Genomic DNA, 13,928 nt, shown 5'->3' with positions numbered 1-13,928 from the left:
ACAGCCTACAAAGGTCGTGACCACCCCCCACTTTGGTCGACACTTCGCCAGCCCCCAGCACCGTCGAGACCGAGCCCGATGATGGTGCGGCGCCGGAAATGACCTTGATGTGCCAGGCTTGCCGGGTGAACGTGGAACACGCCCTCCGGCTCCTTCGTGACTGTGCCTACCGCTTCTGGGACGACCAAGGCACCGACGAGATCGGAGCACTGCTCGCCGAGGCGCGGGCCTGCTACGACGCTGCCGAGGGCGCCGATCCCGCCACGGTCGCGATCGGCCGTTCGCTCATCGCGGCGTACGAGCTTCGCCTGTGCACCGACGTGGAGCACGAGGTCAACTCGGGCTGGGACTACGACATGGACGGCCCGCCGTTCAACGGCGTCGAGGAGGAGGACTGGGACGAGGTGACCGGCCCGGCCGCCGAACGCGCCGCGGAGGCCGCCCGCGCGGCGATCGACGCCGACCCCGAGGACCCGCTGGTGCCGATTCACCTCGGCCACGCGCTCAGCTGGCTGGGCGACCGCGACGGTGCGGTTGCCGCTTACCACGAGGCGCTGCGGCGCGACCCGGGCGACGACCTCGCAGAAACCTGTCTCGAACAGCTCGAAGCCGAAGTCCCGCACTATCAAGAGCCCGAGCCGCGCTCGTACGCCTTCGTTGTGTTGCGTGAAGAATCCCGGATCTCCAACTCCGAGTGGGCCGAGAGCGGTCATGTCTTCGGCACGTTCGGCCAGGTGCGGGCGGCCGCCGACGGGATGCTCGGCAACAGTGGTGATCTGACGCGCGAGGACCTGGACGGCTTCATCAAGCTGGAGTTGACCGTTCATCGCCCCGGGCGCGACGCAATTGTCGTGCCCGACCTGGTGAAGCACGTCCCGCGTGAACCCGACGGGGGACCGTTCCGGATCGAGTGGGCGGACGTTCGGGTGGACGATATTTCAGAGTCTGTCTTGGCGCTGGGGCGGCCAGTCCGCATCGGAAACCTGCTGCATTTCTGATGCGGGACTGGCCGCCCGATCTGGCGTAGGTCAGCCGGTGGATGAGGGCGGGCAGGGGTGTCCGGTGCTGGGCACCGGGAGGTTGTCGACGACGGCCGTCTTGGTCACGGCGAGGTCGGCGGTGGTCGTTCCGCGGGGCATGGTCTTGGAGGCGTCGGTCGTGACGCTGCGCGTACCGAGGAAGCGGTAGGTCTTCGCGTCGAAGATCAGGTCCTCGCGTTCGCCGGGCCTGGCGTTGTAGGTCACGGCCAGGCCGCGGCGCCCGGCGATGTCGGTGGTGGGGCCGGTGAGGCTCGCTCCCTTGATCTGGCGGGCGAGCTTGAAGAGTGCCGCCTGGACCTTGGGCGGCGTCGGTACGGAGGCCAGCGCCGTGAGGTTGGTCCACACGGCCTGGTCCAGGCTGAGTTCCGCTCGCTGCCCGGCGTCCACCCCGGCGGTCAGGGCGTTGCGGAGCCGGGCCGGGTCGGTGGGCAGTTTGCTGTGCAGGGCGTACGGAGCGTTCGGCTCGGCGGGCTTAGCGGTGCACGGGAGGAACTGCGCGTTCGTGGAGAGGTGCTCGGTCTGCCGCGCCAGGGCGGGCAGCTTCTTGCCGGGCAAGGGCAGGAGACCGAGCAACGTCTTCCGGCGATAGGGCGCGATCGAGCCGTCAGCGCGCTGCCACTGCTGGTAGCGCACCTTCCGGAACCACGAGACGTCGCTGTTGAACGACACCTCCAGGGCGGTCGTCTCCTGGTAGACGAATTGGTGGGGGAGCGGGTTGATGGCCTTTCCGTGCTCGGCCGCGGTGGCGGCCTGGTCGAGTAGTTCGGCGGCGTTGGCGGGGGTTGAGCCGGGGCCGTTCGCGTACGGGAGCAGGACGGCGCCTGCGGTCGCGGCGGCGACCAGCCCGCCTGCCAATGACATTCGGACGGTCCACACGTGCCCGGGAGTGCGGGTGCGTGCGCGGCCGGGCTGCCGCGTCTCCTCAAGCAGGCGCCCCCGGACGGCGGCCATACGGGCGTCGCCGGGCTCGGTGGCCTCGCTCCACAGCTCGCGCACCTCATGCAGGTCGTTCATCGTTGTTCTCCTTCGAGTCGTGGTCGGAGACGGGGTTCACGCCGCCGAGTGCTTGCTTGACCTTGGTGCGGGCTCTGTTCAGCCGGGATCGGACCGTTCCCACCGGAAGGCCGAGGGCGTCGGCGACCTGCTCGTAGGTCAGGTCGGCCCAGGCCACCAGGAGCAGGACGTCCCGGTCGCGGGCCGGCAGTTTCGCGATCGCGTCGGCGAGCCGGCGGCCGCTCATCTCGGCGCTCGCGCGCTCGACGGCCCGTTCGGCGACGCCCTCGGCCGCGTCCATCAGCACGCCGGTACGGACGAACGTCCGGTAGCGGCTCACCTCGGCGCGCCGATGCCTGCGGATGAGGTTGGAGGCGATCCCGTACAGCCACGGCAGCGCGTCGGAGCGGCCGAGGTCGTAACCGTCCCGCTGCCGGAACGCCACCAGGAACGTCTCCGCGACGATGTCGTCGGCCTCGCCGTCGCCCAGCCTGCGCGCGGCGTACCGGTGCAGCCGCGCGCCGTGCCGGTCGAAGAGCACGGCGAACCGTTCCGGCTCCCGCGACGACCGCGCGATCTCCTCGGCGTCGGTGCTGAACGACGTCGCCGTGTCGGCGGTCATCGCGTGGCTCTTCTCATACGGTTCTCCTCTGCTTCGCGAGCAATGACACCTCCTTTTGCCAGCAGGCAGGGAGAAGGTTCACGCACACGATCATGAGGGTGCCGCAGAGCGCGGTCGCCGCGTCAGCCGCGTCAGCCGCAGCGCGCGTTAGCCGCGTCAGCCGGGGAGGGTGATCTCTCCGGTGAGGAAGTCCGCGATCAGCTCGCCCACCTCGGCGGCGCTGGCGTCGGAGGGCTCGGGGGCCGTGATCTGGGTGCCGGAGCCGATGTAGAGGCCGTTGGGGACCTTGTGGGTGAGATGCCACGCCCACGGCCCCGGCTCGTACGGGCCCATGGGGCCGCCGCCGGAGGAATAGACGAGCCGCAGCGCCTCCTGGTCGGGCCGGCCGAGGGTGACCACCACCGGGGCCTGGTCGTCGTTCTCGATGGCGGGGGTTTCGAGTTCGCGGGGCAGGACGACGTAGGCGACCAGCTCGCGGCCGTCGCCGAGGGCGGGGCCGTCGGTGGGCTCCAGCGGACGGCCGAGCCGATCGGAGGCGGCGGCGATCGCGGTGTGCAGGAGCGACACCGGGTCGACGTCGGTGGTGACGTAGTAGCACTCGTTCATGACCCGGGTCTCGACCGCGCGCATGATCCTGGCCGCCAGCGAGCCCAGCGGCCGTACGAACTGCTCGTAGATGCCGTGCTCGTAGAGCTGCTCCTCGACGTCGTAGAGCGCGCTCGCCGCGGTCCGCAGGATCGAGGGCGTACAGAGGCGGCTCCGGCTCGCGTCGGCGACCTCTCGGACCTGGGCCAGATACTCCTCGGGGACTGCGGTCGTTTCGGTCATCGAACGAGGCCTCCTCGCGCCGGTCACGCCGGAAGGCCAGTCTGGCCACAAGCCAAGATCGTAATGAGGCTTTCACAATAAGTGACCGTGGATGTCGGTCTTGTGGCACATGACCGTTGGAGTGGCGGCCGGGGCGATCGTGCCGTACCGGTGCCGGATTCGAACCGGAGGTCGGCCGGGACGCGTATGTATCGGCGATGTCACGGCCGAGTGGACGACGATGGCGGCGCCGTCCCCCTATCTACGCAGTCCCCTGTTCGCGCAGTCCCCTGTCGAGCGGTCCCCCTGTCGAGCGGTCCCCAGCCCACGAGGAGTGTCCCGTGTCGTCGGACTTCATCGATCCGAGCCTGCTTCGCAAGAACGCCCACAGCCCGTCCTTCTTCGCCCTCAACCGGGCGTCGTCGGGACGGCTCGATCTCGTCGACTTCTGCATTCCGTGCAACCCCTACTTCCCGACGCCGGAGATGTTCTCCCGGCTCACGGGCGCGCTGGAGCAGATCCTCAAGTACTACCCGAGCGACGCGGACACCATCACGGCGGAACTGTGCGCCACGCTGGGCCTCAACCCGCAGACCGTGGTGATGGGGAACGGGTCGACCGAGCTCATCACCTGGATCGACCATCTGCTGGTCTCCGAAAGCCTGGCCACGCCGATCCCGACGTTCGGGCGGTGGACCGACCAGCCGCTGGAGACCGGCAAGCGGGTGGACATGTTCCAGCTCCAGGAGATGCGCAACTTCGAGTTCGACGTGGACTCGTTCGTGCAGTTCGTCCGGGCGCGCGGGTCGCGGGTGGCGGTCATCTGCAACCCGAACAACCCCGACGGCGGGTACGTCCCGCGGCACGAGGTCGTCAGGATGCTCGACTGCCTGCTCGACCTGGACCTGGTCGTGGTGGACGAGTCGTTCGCCGACTTCGTGGACGCCGAGGCCTGCACCTCGGTGGCCGATGAGGCCCGGATCAGGCCCAACGTGATCGTGCTCAAGAGCCTGGGCAAGAACTTCGGCCTGCACGGCATCAGGTTCGGCTACCTGGTGGCCAATCCGGCGCTGGCGCAACGGATCCGCGTGGCCCTGCCCAGGTGGAACCTCAACTCGTTCGCCGAGGTCATGGTGCTCCTGCTGCGCGAGCACCGGGAGGAGTACCGCGAGAGCCTGCGGCTGCTGGCGCGCGACAGATCGCTGATGTTGCAGCAGCTCGCCTCGCTGCCCGGGCTGAAGGTCTATCCGTCGCAGGGCAACTTCATCCTGATCAAGCTGCCGGACGGGAAGGACGGCGTCGGGCTGCGCGACTACCTGATCCAGGAGCACGGCGTGTTCGTCCGCGAGTGCGGCAACAAGCTGGGCGCCGGCAGCCAGTTCCTGCGGCTGGTCGTCCGTCCGCAGAACGATGTGCAGCGGCTGCTCATCGGGCTGGCCTCCTACCTCTACGGCACAGCCTCGCCCGCGGGCTCGCTCGCGGATGCGGTGAACGCCCTGGAGTCGGCGCTCGATTCCGGAGTCACGGAACCGAACGTCTACGCGGGCGTCACCGATCAGGGCGCTTACGCGGGCGCCACGGACCAGGGTGTTTACGCGGGCGCCACGGACGAGGGTGTTTACGCGGGCGCCACGGATCCCGGTACGTACAGCACCGTCGCCGAGTTGCGCTCGTACCTCTCGGCCAAGGTCGTCTCGCCCGAGCAGGGCTGGGGCGACCAGAACGCCACCGCGACCCGGCCGGCGGGCCCCGGCGCGGACCGGTACGGCAGGTTCGAGCCGCAGACTCGGGAGGCGCGCCCGGCCTGACGATCACAATGTCGGTCCGGTGGCGTTTAATCGAGGGGTGGACGTTGAACAGCGGATCGCCGAGCTGACCGCCGAGGTCAAGCGACTGAACGACCTGTACTACGGCACCGGCGACAGCCCGCTGCCGGACGCGGACTTCGACGCGCTCAAAGACGAGCTGGCGGCGCTGGTCGCCGAGCACCCCGAGCTCGAGCCCGCCGACAGCCCGCTCGGCAAGGTCAACGCCCCGGCGGCGCTGACCGGCCCGACCGTACGGCATGCGCGCCCGATGCTGTCGCTGGCCAAGGCGACGGGCGAGGAGCAGATCCGCACGTTCTGCGAGCGCTTCGGCGGCCAGGTCTTCCGGGTGTCGGAGAAGCTCGACGGCCTCTCGCTGAGCATCGTCTACACCGACGGAACGCTCGACTACGTCGCCACGCGGGGCAACGGTGCGGTCGGCGAGCTGGTCACCGTGAAGGTGCGCCATGTGATCCCGGGCCTGCCGATGCGGATCCAGGCGCCCGGCCGCGTGGAGGTACGCGGCGAGGCCGTGATGCTGCGGTCGGTGTGGACGGCCTACAACGAGGCCCACCCGGACCGGATCCTGACCAACCCGCGTTCGGGCGCCGCCGGGACGCTCGTGCTGAAGGACCCCGAGGCGGCCGTCCAAGCCAAGCGCGTGCTGCAGTTCGTGGCGTTCGGCGCCGATCGCGGTGGCGCCGCGCTGGAGATCCCGGAGGGCTTCGAGCCGGTCGCCCAGTACGTCTGCGCGACCGTCGAGGAGGTGATCGCCGCGATCACTGAGATCGGCGAACGCCGCGACGGGCTCGACTACGACATCGACGGCGCGGTCGTGCGGCTGCACGAGCCCGCGGCGTTCGACGCGGCGGGCTTCAACAGCGCCGAGCCGCGCGGGGCGATCGCGTTCAAGTATCCGCCGGAGGAGAAGCTGACCACGCTGCTGTCGGTCGAGTGGCCGGTCGGCAAGATCGGCCGCGTCCCGCCGCGCGCGAAGGTCGCGCCGGTGTTCGTCGGCGGCGTGACGGTGGAGAACGTCACCCTGCACAACCCGCGCCTGATCCGCGAGCGCGACCTGCGGATCGGCGACACGGTGGCGGTCGTGCGGCGCGGCGACGTGATCCCGTTCGCCGGCCGTTCGCTGCCCGAACGGCGCGACGGGACCGAGGTCGAGATCGTTCCGCCGGCGCACTGCCCGTCCTGCGGGTCGGAGCTGGAGGTCCGCGGTACCGGCGAGGAGCGCTGGTGCGTCAACCTGCAGTGCCCGGCGCAGGCAACGCGGCGGCTGATGCACTGGGCCTCGCGCCAGGCGGCCGACATGGAGGGCGTCGGCGACGTCTGGATCGAGAAGCTGGCCGAGGACGGCGTCCTCAAGGGCCGCAGCGACCTGTACGATCTGACGGCCGAACAGTTGCTCGGCTACGACCGGATGGGCGAGGTCAGCGCCAAGAACATGGTCGACTCCATCGCGTCCTCCAAGGACGTGGGGCTGCGCCGCGCGCTGATCGGGCTGGCGATCCCGATGGCGTCCGAGGGCACCGCCAAGCGCCTGTGCCTGGCCGGTTACGAGCGCATCGAGGACGTCGCGGCGGCCTCGGCCGAAGACCTGGTGGCGATCCGCGACATCGGCCCGAAGGCCGCCGAGAGCATCGTCGCCTTCTTCGCCCGCCCCGAGGTGCGGCAGGAAATCGTCGCACTGCGCGAGCGTGGCGTGAACCTCGACGTCATGCCCGAGGACCGCCCGGTCGACACGGCCGCCGCGGGCGACTCGCCGCTCAAGGGCAAGTCCGTCGTGATCACCGGCGCCTTCACCGACCCCCGTTCCGGCGCCAAGATCAGCCGCCCGGACGTCACCCGCCTGGTCGAGCAGGCGGCCGCCACGGCCGCCTCGTCCGTCTCTGCCGCCACCGACTACCTGCTGGCCGGCGACAACGTCGGCGCCTCCAAGACCGCCAAGGCCGAGAAGGTGGGCGTCGAGGTCATCGACCAGGCTACCCTCTGGACCTGGCTGACCGAAGCCAACGTCATCTGAGCCCCACGCCCGCCAAGCCATGGTGACGGCACCCGCCGACGAGAACGATCACGGGGTCGGGCGCCGGTCCAGGCGCTTCCACTCGCGATCCCATGCCCGCTCTCGCCTGACGTCGAGGCGGCGGCGGACCAGGCCGTACGCGCTCAGGAACGGGACGCAGACCAGGAGCGCCACGAACGAGCCCGCCATCACGGTGTCCGCGACCGTGTCGCTGCGGGTCTGGGGCGGATCGGTCGGGTGGCCCTGGGAGTCCAGCCACGTTCGGTAGTCGCCTCCCGCGACCCGGTGCCGGGTGGCCGCCTGCACCTTCTCCGACTGCACCCCCGAGGCGTAGACGCGTTCACAAGCCTGGGCGGTGACGACGGCGGCCGTCGCCACGTACAGCGCGACCAGAATCAGCGCCGCGACCTGCTGCACGCGGTCGACCCCGCGCCAGAGTTCGCTGCGGCTGAATCCGAGCCCTCGGCGCAGGCGGTTCCATCGTCCGTAGCCCCTGCGCGCGCGATGAACGTGCATAGTGCTCTCCCGATCGCGCCGCGCCGCTAGGCGGCCGGGCCGCCGCCGATGCCCGCCGCCCATATGACGGCGGCCTCCTGGTCGGCAAGTCCGAAGGCCCTGGCCTCGCCCGGCACGGCCCAGGCGAACAACCGGAGCCCGTCCTTCATCCAGGCGTGGTCGGTCACGAGCGCGATGCGTTCCCAGGCGTTCCAGTCGCGAACGCCCATCTTGAGGTCCTGCCAGGCCGCCCCCGGCTCCATGCCTTCGAACTCGCCCCTGAAGACGATCACGATGCGGACCTTGCCGCTCTCCTTGATGGCGGCGTCCAACGCCGGCGCGAGCGTGCCGGTGTAGTCCTCCGCGGTCAGCTTGCCGACCGCCTCGATCCCCAGGACCCCGGCGGGCATTCCATCGAGCATGCGGATCATGGATGCGCTCCCATCGTTCACCTGCACCCGTACGCCGACCTTCACATCACGCCGCCCGCCCACAGCACACCCGCAGAGGGTGAGGCGCCCCCGCCCCTGGCCCCGCCCCCGCCCCTGGCCCCGGCCCCGGCCGGACGGTCAGGACGCGCGTGCAGGTTGTTCTTGACGGGTGAGCCGGGCGGTGCGCATTATCGGCCTATTGAACATGCTGAATTGAGTCACGGATCGGCCTGACAGGAGAACCCCATGGGCCTGCACCGCCTCAGCTCCGTCACCATCGGAGTCCCGAACGTGACCGACACCGCCGGCTACTACTCCGAGTTCGGCCTGGCCTCCGGTGACGACGGCTGGTTCGCCACACGGGACGGCGGGGAGCAACTCCGCATCGTCTCGGCGCCGACGCGGCGGCTGGTCGAGATGCGCATCGGTGTCGACGATCCCGATGACCTCCAGCAGGCCGCCTCGCGATTGCGGGGGCTTGGCGTCGAGGTGCAGCTGGACGCTCGGACCCTGGTGGCTCGGGAGGCGGTCACTGGTGTCAGGGCCGTGCTGCAGGTGGAGCCGCGGATGGCTCAGGCGGAAGTGCCGGCCACTCCTTACAACGGTCCCGGGCGGATGGAACGTGTGGGTACGCGGGCTCCCGGCGTTCTGCGTGCGGAGCTGGTACAGCCGCGCAGGCTCGGGCACGCGGTGGTGGGGACGACCGATTTCGCGGCCACGACGGCGTTCTTCCGCGACGGGGTCGGGTTCAAGACCAGCGACCTGATCAAGGACGCGGGGGTCTTCCTGCGGTGCTCGACCGACCATCACAACCTGCTCGTTCTGGCCGCGCCCGTCGACTTCCTGCACCACACGTCATGGCAGGTCGACGACATCGACGACGTGGGGCGCGGCGCCTCCGCGATGCTGGAAGGGCATCCTGAACGGCACGTGTGGGGCCTCGGACGACACCATGCCGGGTCGAACTTCTTCTGGTACCTGAAGGATCCGGCCGGCAATTTCTCCGAGTACTACTCCGACATGGACTCGATCATCGACGATCAGCTGTGGACTCCGGAGACGCTGGAAGGCGCCAAGGGCTTGTTCAACTGGGGCCCGCCGCCCCCGCCGTCCTTCCTGCATCCGGACGACCTGGCCGCGCTGATGACCGGGGCGCATAGCCGGTGATGGAACGTGTGCCGGTCCTCATCGCTGGGTGCGGGCCGGTCGGCTTGGCCGCCGCGTCAGCCCGGCGGGCGACGGCCCCAGGCGGCGACGGTGGTGATGCCCATGTCCTGGAAGGCCGGATCGGCCAGGGCTGCCATGCCGGCGGCCGCCTCGGCCTCGCTGAGGTCTCCGGCCGCCAGCACGTCGGGCAGCACGCGTTCGAACGACGTCCGCCAGAACATCGGCCACGGCTCGCCCCCGCGAAAGCCGGGCCAGTCTCCGGTGGAACCGCAATCGACGAGGCCCGCCTCGACCAGCTGCGCGGGATACCGGCGGCCCCACTCGCCCCGGCCGTCGACGCCGATCCGCTGCTGCACCGCCGCCACGCAGGCGAGCGTCGTTCTGCGGTAGCCGGCGTGCGGTGAGGAGTCGACCGCGAAGCCGACGCCGTCCTCCAGCAGCAGCCAGCCGCCCGGGGCGAGCCAGCGCACGACGCGCCGCAGAACCTCCTCGCGCTCGCGCAGGTTAGTTAGCACCCAGCGAGCGTGGATGAGGTCGAACCCCGCCTCCGGGAAGTCGTCGGTGGTGACGTCGTGCTGCAGAACGGTCAGGTTCGGCTCGTCCAGTTCCTCGAGGAACTCGGTGGCCAGGTCGGTGGCCAAAACCTGGGCCGTGCGGTAGCTGCGCGCCAGGTCGCGGGCGGTGGTCCCCAGGCCGGCGCCGATCTCCAGGAACCGGCCGTCGGGCTTGGGTGCCAGGGCCCGGATGCGCGCGGCGGTCTGCGCGTCGAGCGCCTCGGCCATCAGCGCGAGCCGCTCGCGTTCCCCGGTGGAGCGGTGAGAGAAGAGGTGGTCGCCGTAGCGCTCGGCGGCCTGGTCGCCGCTGGTCATGGGCGTCCCTCCGATCGCCACCATACAGTGCTGTATGGACTTTCCGTACAGTAGTGTATGGAAAGTGGTGAAGCAACGGCTGGGCAGGGCGGACTGGATCGAGGCGGCCCTGGACGCGCTGGCCCGCGGCGGCGTCGCGGCGGTGCGCGTGGAGGTGCTGGCCAAACAGCTCGCCGTCACGCGGGGCAGCTTCTACTGGCACTTCGCCGACCGCGACGCGCTGCTGGCCGCCGCGCTCGAGGAGTGGGAACGGACGACCACGATCGAGGTCGTCGAGCGGCTCAACGACGTGACCTCCCCGCCGGAACGGCTGCGCGCCATCTTCGAGATCGCCCTGTTCACCCAGCAGTCGCCCAACCGCATAGAGCCCGCGCTGGCCACCGAGGCCGACCACCCGGTGATCGCGCCCGTGCTGAGGCGGGTCACCACCGCACGCCTGTCCTTCCTGACCGAGCTGTTCACCGACCTCGGGCTCGATCCGGACACCGCACGGCAGCGGGCGCTCTACGCCTACAGCGCCTTTCTCGGCTGGCTGCAGCTGCGCCGGACGATGCCCGATCTCGCACCCGAGACGACGCACGAGGGCCGGCTGGCCAATGCGTTCGTCGACAACCTGACCCAGGCCCTGACCGCCGGCGCGCGGGACACGACGCCGGGCGCCTAGCCTCAGGGGATGACCCGAGCGAACCGAGTGACCCGAATGATCCGCGTGGTCGTCGTGGACGACGAGGCGCTCGTCCGGTCCGGGTTCGAGCTGATCCTGAACGCCTCCGAGGACGTCCGGGTCGTCGCGACGGCCGTCGGCGCGGACGCGGTGGAGACGGTGCGCCGGGAACGGCCTGACGTGCTGCTGCTCGACATCCGGATGCCGGACGTCGACGGCCTCTCGGTGCTGCGCGCCGTGCGGGCGCTGCCGGAGCCGCCCGTCGTGGCGATGCTGACGACGTTCGACACCGACGAGTACGTGCTGACCGCGCTGCGCACAGGGGCCGCCGGGTTCCTGCTCAAGGACACCGAGCCGGACCAGCTCGCGCAGCTGGTCCGCACCCTGTGCGCCGGGGGAGTGGTGCTGTCGCCCACGGCGACGCACGCCGTGCTGCGCGGCCGCCCGGACGCCGCGGAGGACGAGGGCGTGGCGCGGGTCGGGCGTCTGTCGGAGCGTGAACGGGAGGTCCTGGTGCTGGTCGCCGAGGGGCTGTCCAACGGCGAGATCGGCGCCCGGATCCACCTCAGCGCGGGCACCGTCAAGGACCACGTCAGCACGATCCTCGGCAAGCTGCGGGTGACCGGCCGCGTGCAGGCCGCCTTGCTGGCCCAGCGGGCCGGGCTGCTGTGAGGCGGTGGGCGCGGGTCCCGGCCCCGGTGGTCGACGGCCTGATCGTCGCGCTCGCCGCCGTGGACGTCGCGGTCGCGCTGTGGGATTCGGGCCCGTCCACGAGCGGGGTCGTCACGGGGGCGCTGGCCTGCGCCGCGCTCATGGCCCGCCGTCGTTTCCCGCTCGCGGTCGTCCTGCTCACCCTCCCCGCCGGCCTGCTCCTCGACATGCTGGTCGCCCCGTTCGCCGCGCTGTTCACGCTGGCCGAACGGTCACGCGACCGCCGTCTGCTCGCCCTGTGCGCGCTGCTGTCCGCGCTCGCCTCGACCGTTCCGCTGAGGCTGCTGAACCACCTCACCCCCGACGACCGGACCTGGACGGTCGTCAACCTCTTCTACGCGCTCGCCGCCGCGGCCGCCCCCGTACTGCTGGGCCAGCTCACCCAGGCGCACCGGGACCTCGGGCGGCGGCTCACCGAGGTCGAGGAGGCCCGCGAGCACGAACGCCTGCTGCACGCCCAGGCCGTCCTCGCCCGCGAACGCGCCCAGCTCGCCCGGGAGATGCACGACGTCGTCTCCCACCAGGTCAGCCTGATCGCCGTTCAGGCGGGCGCTCTCCAGGTCGCCGCCCAGGAACCGGCCGCACGCCAGGGCGCCCGTACGATCCGCTCGCTGAGCGTGGACACCCTCGACGAACTGCGCCACATGGTCACGCTGCTGCGCGCCTCGGGCGGCCGTGCCACCGAACTCACCCCGCAGCCGACCCTCGCCGACCTTCACCGGCTCGTGGCGACCAGCGGGATCCCGGCCGAGCTGACCGGCGAACTCCCCGAGGACATCAGTCCCCGGGTGCAGCGCGCCGTCTACCGCTGCGTCCAGGAGGCCCTCACCAACGTGCGCAAACACGCCCCCGGCGCCACCGCCACGGCCGACCTCTGGCACGACGCCGGCGCGTTCGGCGTGACCGTCACCAACACGCCCGCCACCCGCCCGGCGCTCCCGCTGCCCGGCTCAGGCCAGGGCCTCGTCGGCCTTCGCGAACGAGCCGAGCTGCTGGGCGGCACTCTCGACGCCGACCCCACACCCGCAGGCGGCTATCAAGTGAGACTCAGCATCCCCGCGGGCGGAGATCGGACCGATAGGCGGGGGTCAGCCCGACGATCGGGGGATACCGGCGGGACGGCCGGGCCGTGATCGTGAGCGTCGTACGCACCATCCTGCAGAGGGAGACAGCATGCGACGCACGACGACCGTTGCCGCGGCACTGGCGTTCACCACCACCCTGACCATCGCGCCCACCTCCACGGCCTTCGCCGGGGCGGCGCAGTGCGACACCAAGCCCATCCAGAAGGCGTTGGACGGGTTGCGCAAGGTCGGCGCCTCCGGCATCACGGTCACCGTGAAGAGCCCCCGCTGCGGCGTATGGAACGGCGGCGTCGGGCTCGCCGACCTCCGTACGGGCCGCAAGGTCGTCGGCGACGAGCACAGCCGCATCGCCAGCAACACCAAGACCTGGGTCGCCACGGTCGTCCTCCAGCTCGTTCAGGAAGGCCGGCTCAAGCTTGACGACACCGTCGAGCGCTACCTCCCGGGCCTGATCCGTACCGAGCACTACGACGGCCGCAAGATCACGCTCCGCCGGCTGCTCCAGCACACCAGCGGCCTGCCCGACTACATGGACGGGCCCGGCTGGGAGAACGAGGACGATCACCGCTGGGACCACTCAACGCCCCTGGAGACCGTCAAGGAGGCCCTGAGGCTGCCCCCGCCCGACCGCGCCCCCTCCGGCTTCTCCTACTCCAACACCAACTACAACGTGGTGAGCCTGATCGTCGCCAAGGTCACCGGGGACGACATCGGCACCGAGCTCAAGCGCCGCATCATCGGCCCGCTCGGCCTCCGCGGCACGTCCTGGCCCGGCGACCGCACCACCCTCCCCGCGCCCGACCTTCGCGGCTACGCCGAGCGCGACGGCAAGCTCGCCGACCGTACGGAATGGAACGTGTCCGGCGCCGACGCGTCCGGCGCGCTGGTCTCCACCGGACCCGACGTCACGGCGTTCTGGACCGCTCTCTGGTCGGGCAGGCTGCTCGCTCCCGCCCAGCTCGCCGAGATGAAGCGGACCGTTCCCGATGACGAGGGCGGCCGCTACGGCCTGGCGCTCGAACGCTACGAGACGAGCCCCGGCTTCGTCACGTGGGGCCACAGCGGGTCCATGGAATCGGGCCACAAGCTCCGCAACGCGGTGACCGAAGACGGCCGCCGCGCCGTGACGCTGCTGATCGGCTCGGAGGCCTTCGACGAGAAGAAGGTCGACGGCGTCATCGCCCAGCTCATGGCCGGCCTTCGCTGA

14 protein-coding genes are annotated in these 13,928 nt (G+C 70.7%); 8 read left to right on the top strand and 6 right to left on the bottom strand.

Features of this window, described 5'->3' with window-relative positions:
* Window positions 1-125: 125 nt before the first annotated feature.
* Window positions 126-998, top strand: a complete 873-nt coding sequence (locus J4573_RS40585) for a tetratricopeptide repeat protein (RefSeq protein WP_208261463.1) — start codon at window positions 126-128, stop codon at window positions 996-998.
* Window positions 999-1,028: 30 nt separating this feature from the next.
* Here the strand turns inward: J4573_RS40585 and J4573_RS40580 are convergent, their stop codons facing one another.
* The 3 genes from J4573_RS40580 to J4573_RS40570 all read right to left on the bottom strand — a co-directional run bounded on the left by J4573_RS40580 (window position 1,029) and on the right by J4573_RS40570 (window position 3,483).
* Complete coding sequence (locus tag J4573_RS40580) at window positions 1,029-2,054, bottom strand: CU044_5270 family protein (RefSeq protein ID WP_208261462.1); 1,026 nt, start codon at window positions 2,052-2,054, stop codon at window positions 1,029-1,031.
* Window positions 2,038-2,655: an RNA polymerase sigma factor gene (locus J4573_RS40575; RefSeq protein WP_208261461.1), complete on the bottom strand. Its 618-nt coding sequence runs from the start codon at window positions 2,653-2,655 to the stop codon at window positions 2,038-2,040. The genes J4573_RS40580 and J4573_RS40575 overlap by 17 nt, the downstream gene beginning before the upstream one ends.
* 156 nt (window positions 2,656-2,811) lie before the next feature.
* Complete coding sequence (locus tag J4573_RS40570; RefSeq protein ID WP_208261460.1) at window positions 2,812-3,483, bottom strand: hypothetical protein; 672 nt, start codon at window positions 3,481-3,483, stop codon at window positions 2,812-2,814.
* Between the two features lie 320 nt (window positions 3,484-3,803).
* Here J4573_RS40570 and J4573_RS40565 point away from each other — a divergent pair, with 320 nt between their 5' ends.
* Together J4573_RS40565 and ligA are read left to right on the top strand one after the other, a co-directional pair.
* On the top strand, window positions 3,804-5,270 hold the full coding sequence (locus tag J4573_RS40565) for a pyridoxal phosphate-dependent aminotransferase (protein WP_208261459.1): 1,467 nt from the start codon (window positions 3,804-3,806) through the stop codon (window positions 5,268-5,270).
* Between the two features lie 37 nt (window positions 5,271-5,307).
* Window positions 5,308-7,299 carry an NAD-dependent DNA ligase LigA gene (ligA, locus tag J4573_RS40560; RefSeq protein WP_208261458.1) on the top strand — a complete coding sequence of 664 codons (1,992 nt, stop codon included), beginning with the start codon at window positions 5,308-5,310 and terminating at the stop codon, window positions 7,297-7,299.
* A 48-nt stretch (window positions 7,300-7,347) separates the two neighbouring features.
* On the opposite strand, the gene J4573_RS40555 is transcribed toward ligA, so the two are convergent.
* A complete protein-coding gene (locus J4573_RS40555) occupies window positions 7,348-7,815 on the bottom strand; it encodes a hypothetical protein (protein WP_208261457.1) in 468 nt (155 codons plus the stop codon).
* Between the two features lie 26 nt (window positions 7,816-7,841).
* Complete coding sequence (locus J4573_RS40550; RefSeq protein ID WP_208261456.1) at window positions 7,842-8,225, bottom strand: SpoIIAA family protein; 384 nt, start codon at window positions 8,223-8,225, stop codon at window positions 7,842-7,844.
* Between the two features lie 246 nt (window positions 8,226-8,471).
* Here J4573_RS40550 and J4573_RS40545 point away from each other — a divergent pair, with 246 nt between their 5' ends.
* Window positions 8,472-9,392 carry a VOC family protein gene (locus tag J4573_RS40545; RefSeq protein WP_208261455.1) on the top strand — a complete coding sequence of 307 codons (921 nt, stop codon included), beginning with the start codon at window positions 8,472-8,474 and terminating at the stop codon, window positions 9,390-9,392.
* Window positions 9,393-9,448: 56 nt separating this feature from the next.
* On the opposite strand, the gene J4573_RS40540 is transcribed toward J4573_RS40545, so the two are convergent.
* The gene (locus J4573_RS40540) at window positions 9,449-10,261 is read right to left on the bottom strand and encodes a class I SAM-dependent methyltransferase (RefSeq protein ID WP_208261454.1); all 813 of its coding nucleotides are present in this window, start codon (window positions 10,259-10,261) and stop codon (window positions 9,449-9,451) included.
* A gap of 64 nt (window positions 10,262-10,325) precedes the next feature.
* On the opposite strand from J4573_RS40540, the gene J4573_RS40535 reads away from it, so the two are divergent.
* The 4 genes from J4573_RS40535 to J4573_RS40520 are packed head-to-tail and all read left to right on the top strand — an operon-like array spanning window position 10,326 to window position 13,928.
* Window positions 10,326-10,925: a TetR/AcrR family transcriptional regulator gene (locus tag J4573_RS40535; protein ID WP_208261453.1), complete on the top strand. Its 600-nt coding sequence runs from the start codon at window positions 10,326-10,328 to the stop codon at window positions 10,923-10,925.
* Window positions 10,926-10,934: 9 nt separating this feature from the next.
* Window positions 10,935-11,597, top strand: a complete 663-nt coding sequence (locus tag J4573_RS40530; protein WP_243774350.1) for a response regulator — start codon at window positions 10,935-10,937, stop codon at window positions 11,595-11,597.
* Between the two features lie 26 nt (window positions 11,598-11,623).
* On the top strand, window positions 11,624-12,769 hold the full coding sequence (locus J4573_RS54655) for a sensor histidine kinase (protein ID WP_208261452.1): 1,146 nt from the start codon (window positions 11,624-11,626) through the stop codon (window positions 12,767-12,769).
* Between the two features lie 40 nt (window positions 12,770-12,809).
* Window positions 12,810-13,928 carry a serine hydrolase domain-containing protein gene (locus J4573_RS40520; protein WP_208261451.1) on the top strand — a complete coding sequence of 373 codons (1,119 nt, stop codon included), beginning with the start codon at window positions 12,810-12,812 and terminating at the stop codon, window positions 13,926-13,928.

It is taken from the genome of Actinomadura barringtoniae, assembly GCF_017573505.1.
GTDB lineage: Bacteria > Actinomycetota > Actinomycetes > Streptosporangiales > Streptosporangiaceae > Spirillospora > Spirillospora barringtoniae.
Note: the sequence above shows the minus strand (reverse complement) of the source record. Positions and strands in the feature narration are given on the sequence as shown.

Bases quoted from the DNA above. Each gene is read 5' to 3' on its own strand.
- J4573_RS40580 (WP_208261462.1), bottom strand. From the start codon at position 2,054: ATGAACGACCTGCATGAGGTGCGCGAGCTGTGGAGCGAGGCCACCGAG.
- J4573_RS40575 (WP_208261461.1), bottom strand. From the start codon at position 2,655: ATGACCGCCGACACGGCGACGTCGTTCAGCACCGACGCCGAGGAGATC.
- J4573_RS40570 (WP_208261460.1), bottom strand. From the start codon at position 3,483: ATGACCGAAACGACCGCAGTCCCCGAGGAGTATCTGGCCCAGGTCCGA.
- J4573_RS40555 (WP_208261457.1), bottom strand. From the start codon at position 7,815: ATGCACGTTCATCGCGCGCGCAGGGGCTACGGACGATGGAACCGCCTG.
- J4573_RS40550 (WP_208261456.1), bottom strand. From the start codon at position 8,225: ATGATCCGCATGCTCGATGGAATGCCCGCCGGGGTCCTGGGGATCGAG.
- J4573_RS40545 (WP_208261455.1), top strand. From the start codon at position 8,472: ATGGGCCTGCACCGCCTCAGCTCCGTCACCATCGGAGTCCCGAACGTG.
- J4573_RS40540 (WP_208261454.1), bottom strand. From the start codon at position 10,261: ATGACCAGCGGCGACCAGGCCGCCGAGCGCTACGGCGACCACCTCTTC.
- J4573_RS40530 (WP_243774350.1), top strand. From the start codon at position 10,935: ATGACCCGAGCGAACCGAGTGACCCGAATGATCCGCGTGGTCGTCGTG.
- J4573_RS40520 (WP_208261451.1), top strand. From the start codon at position 12,810: ATGCGACGCACGACGACCGTTGCCGCGGCACTGGCGTTCACCACCACC.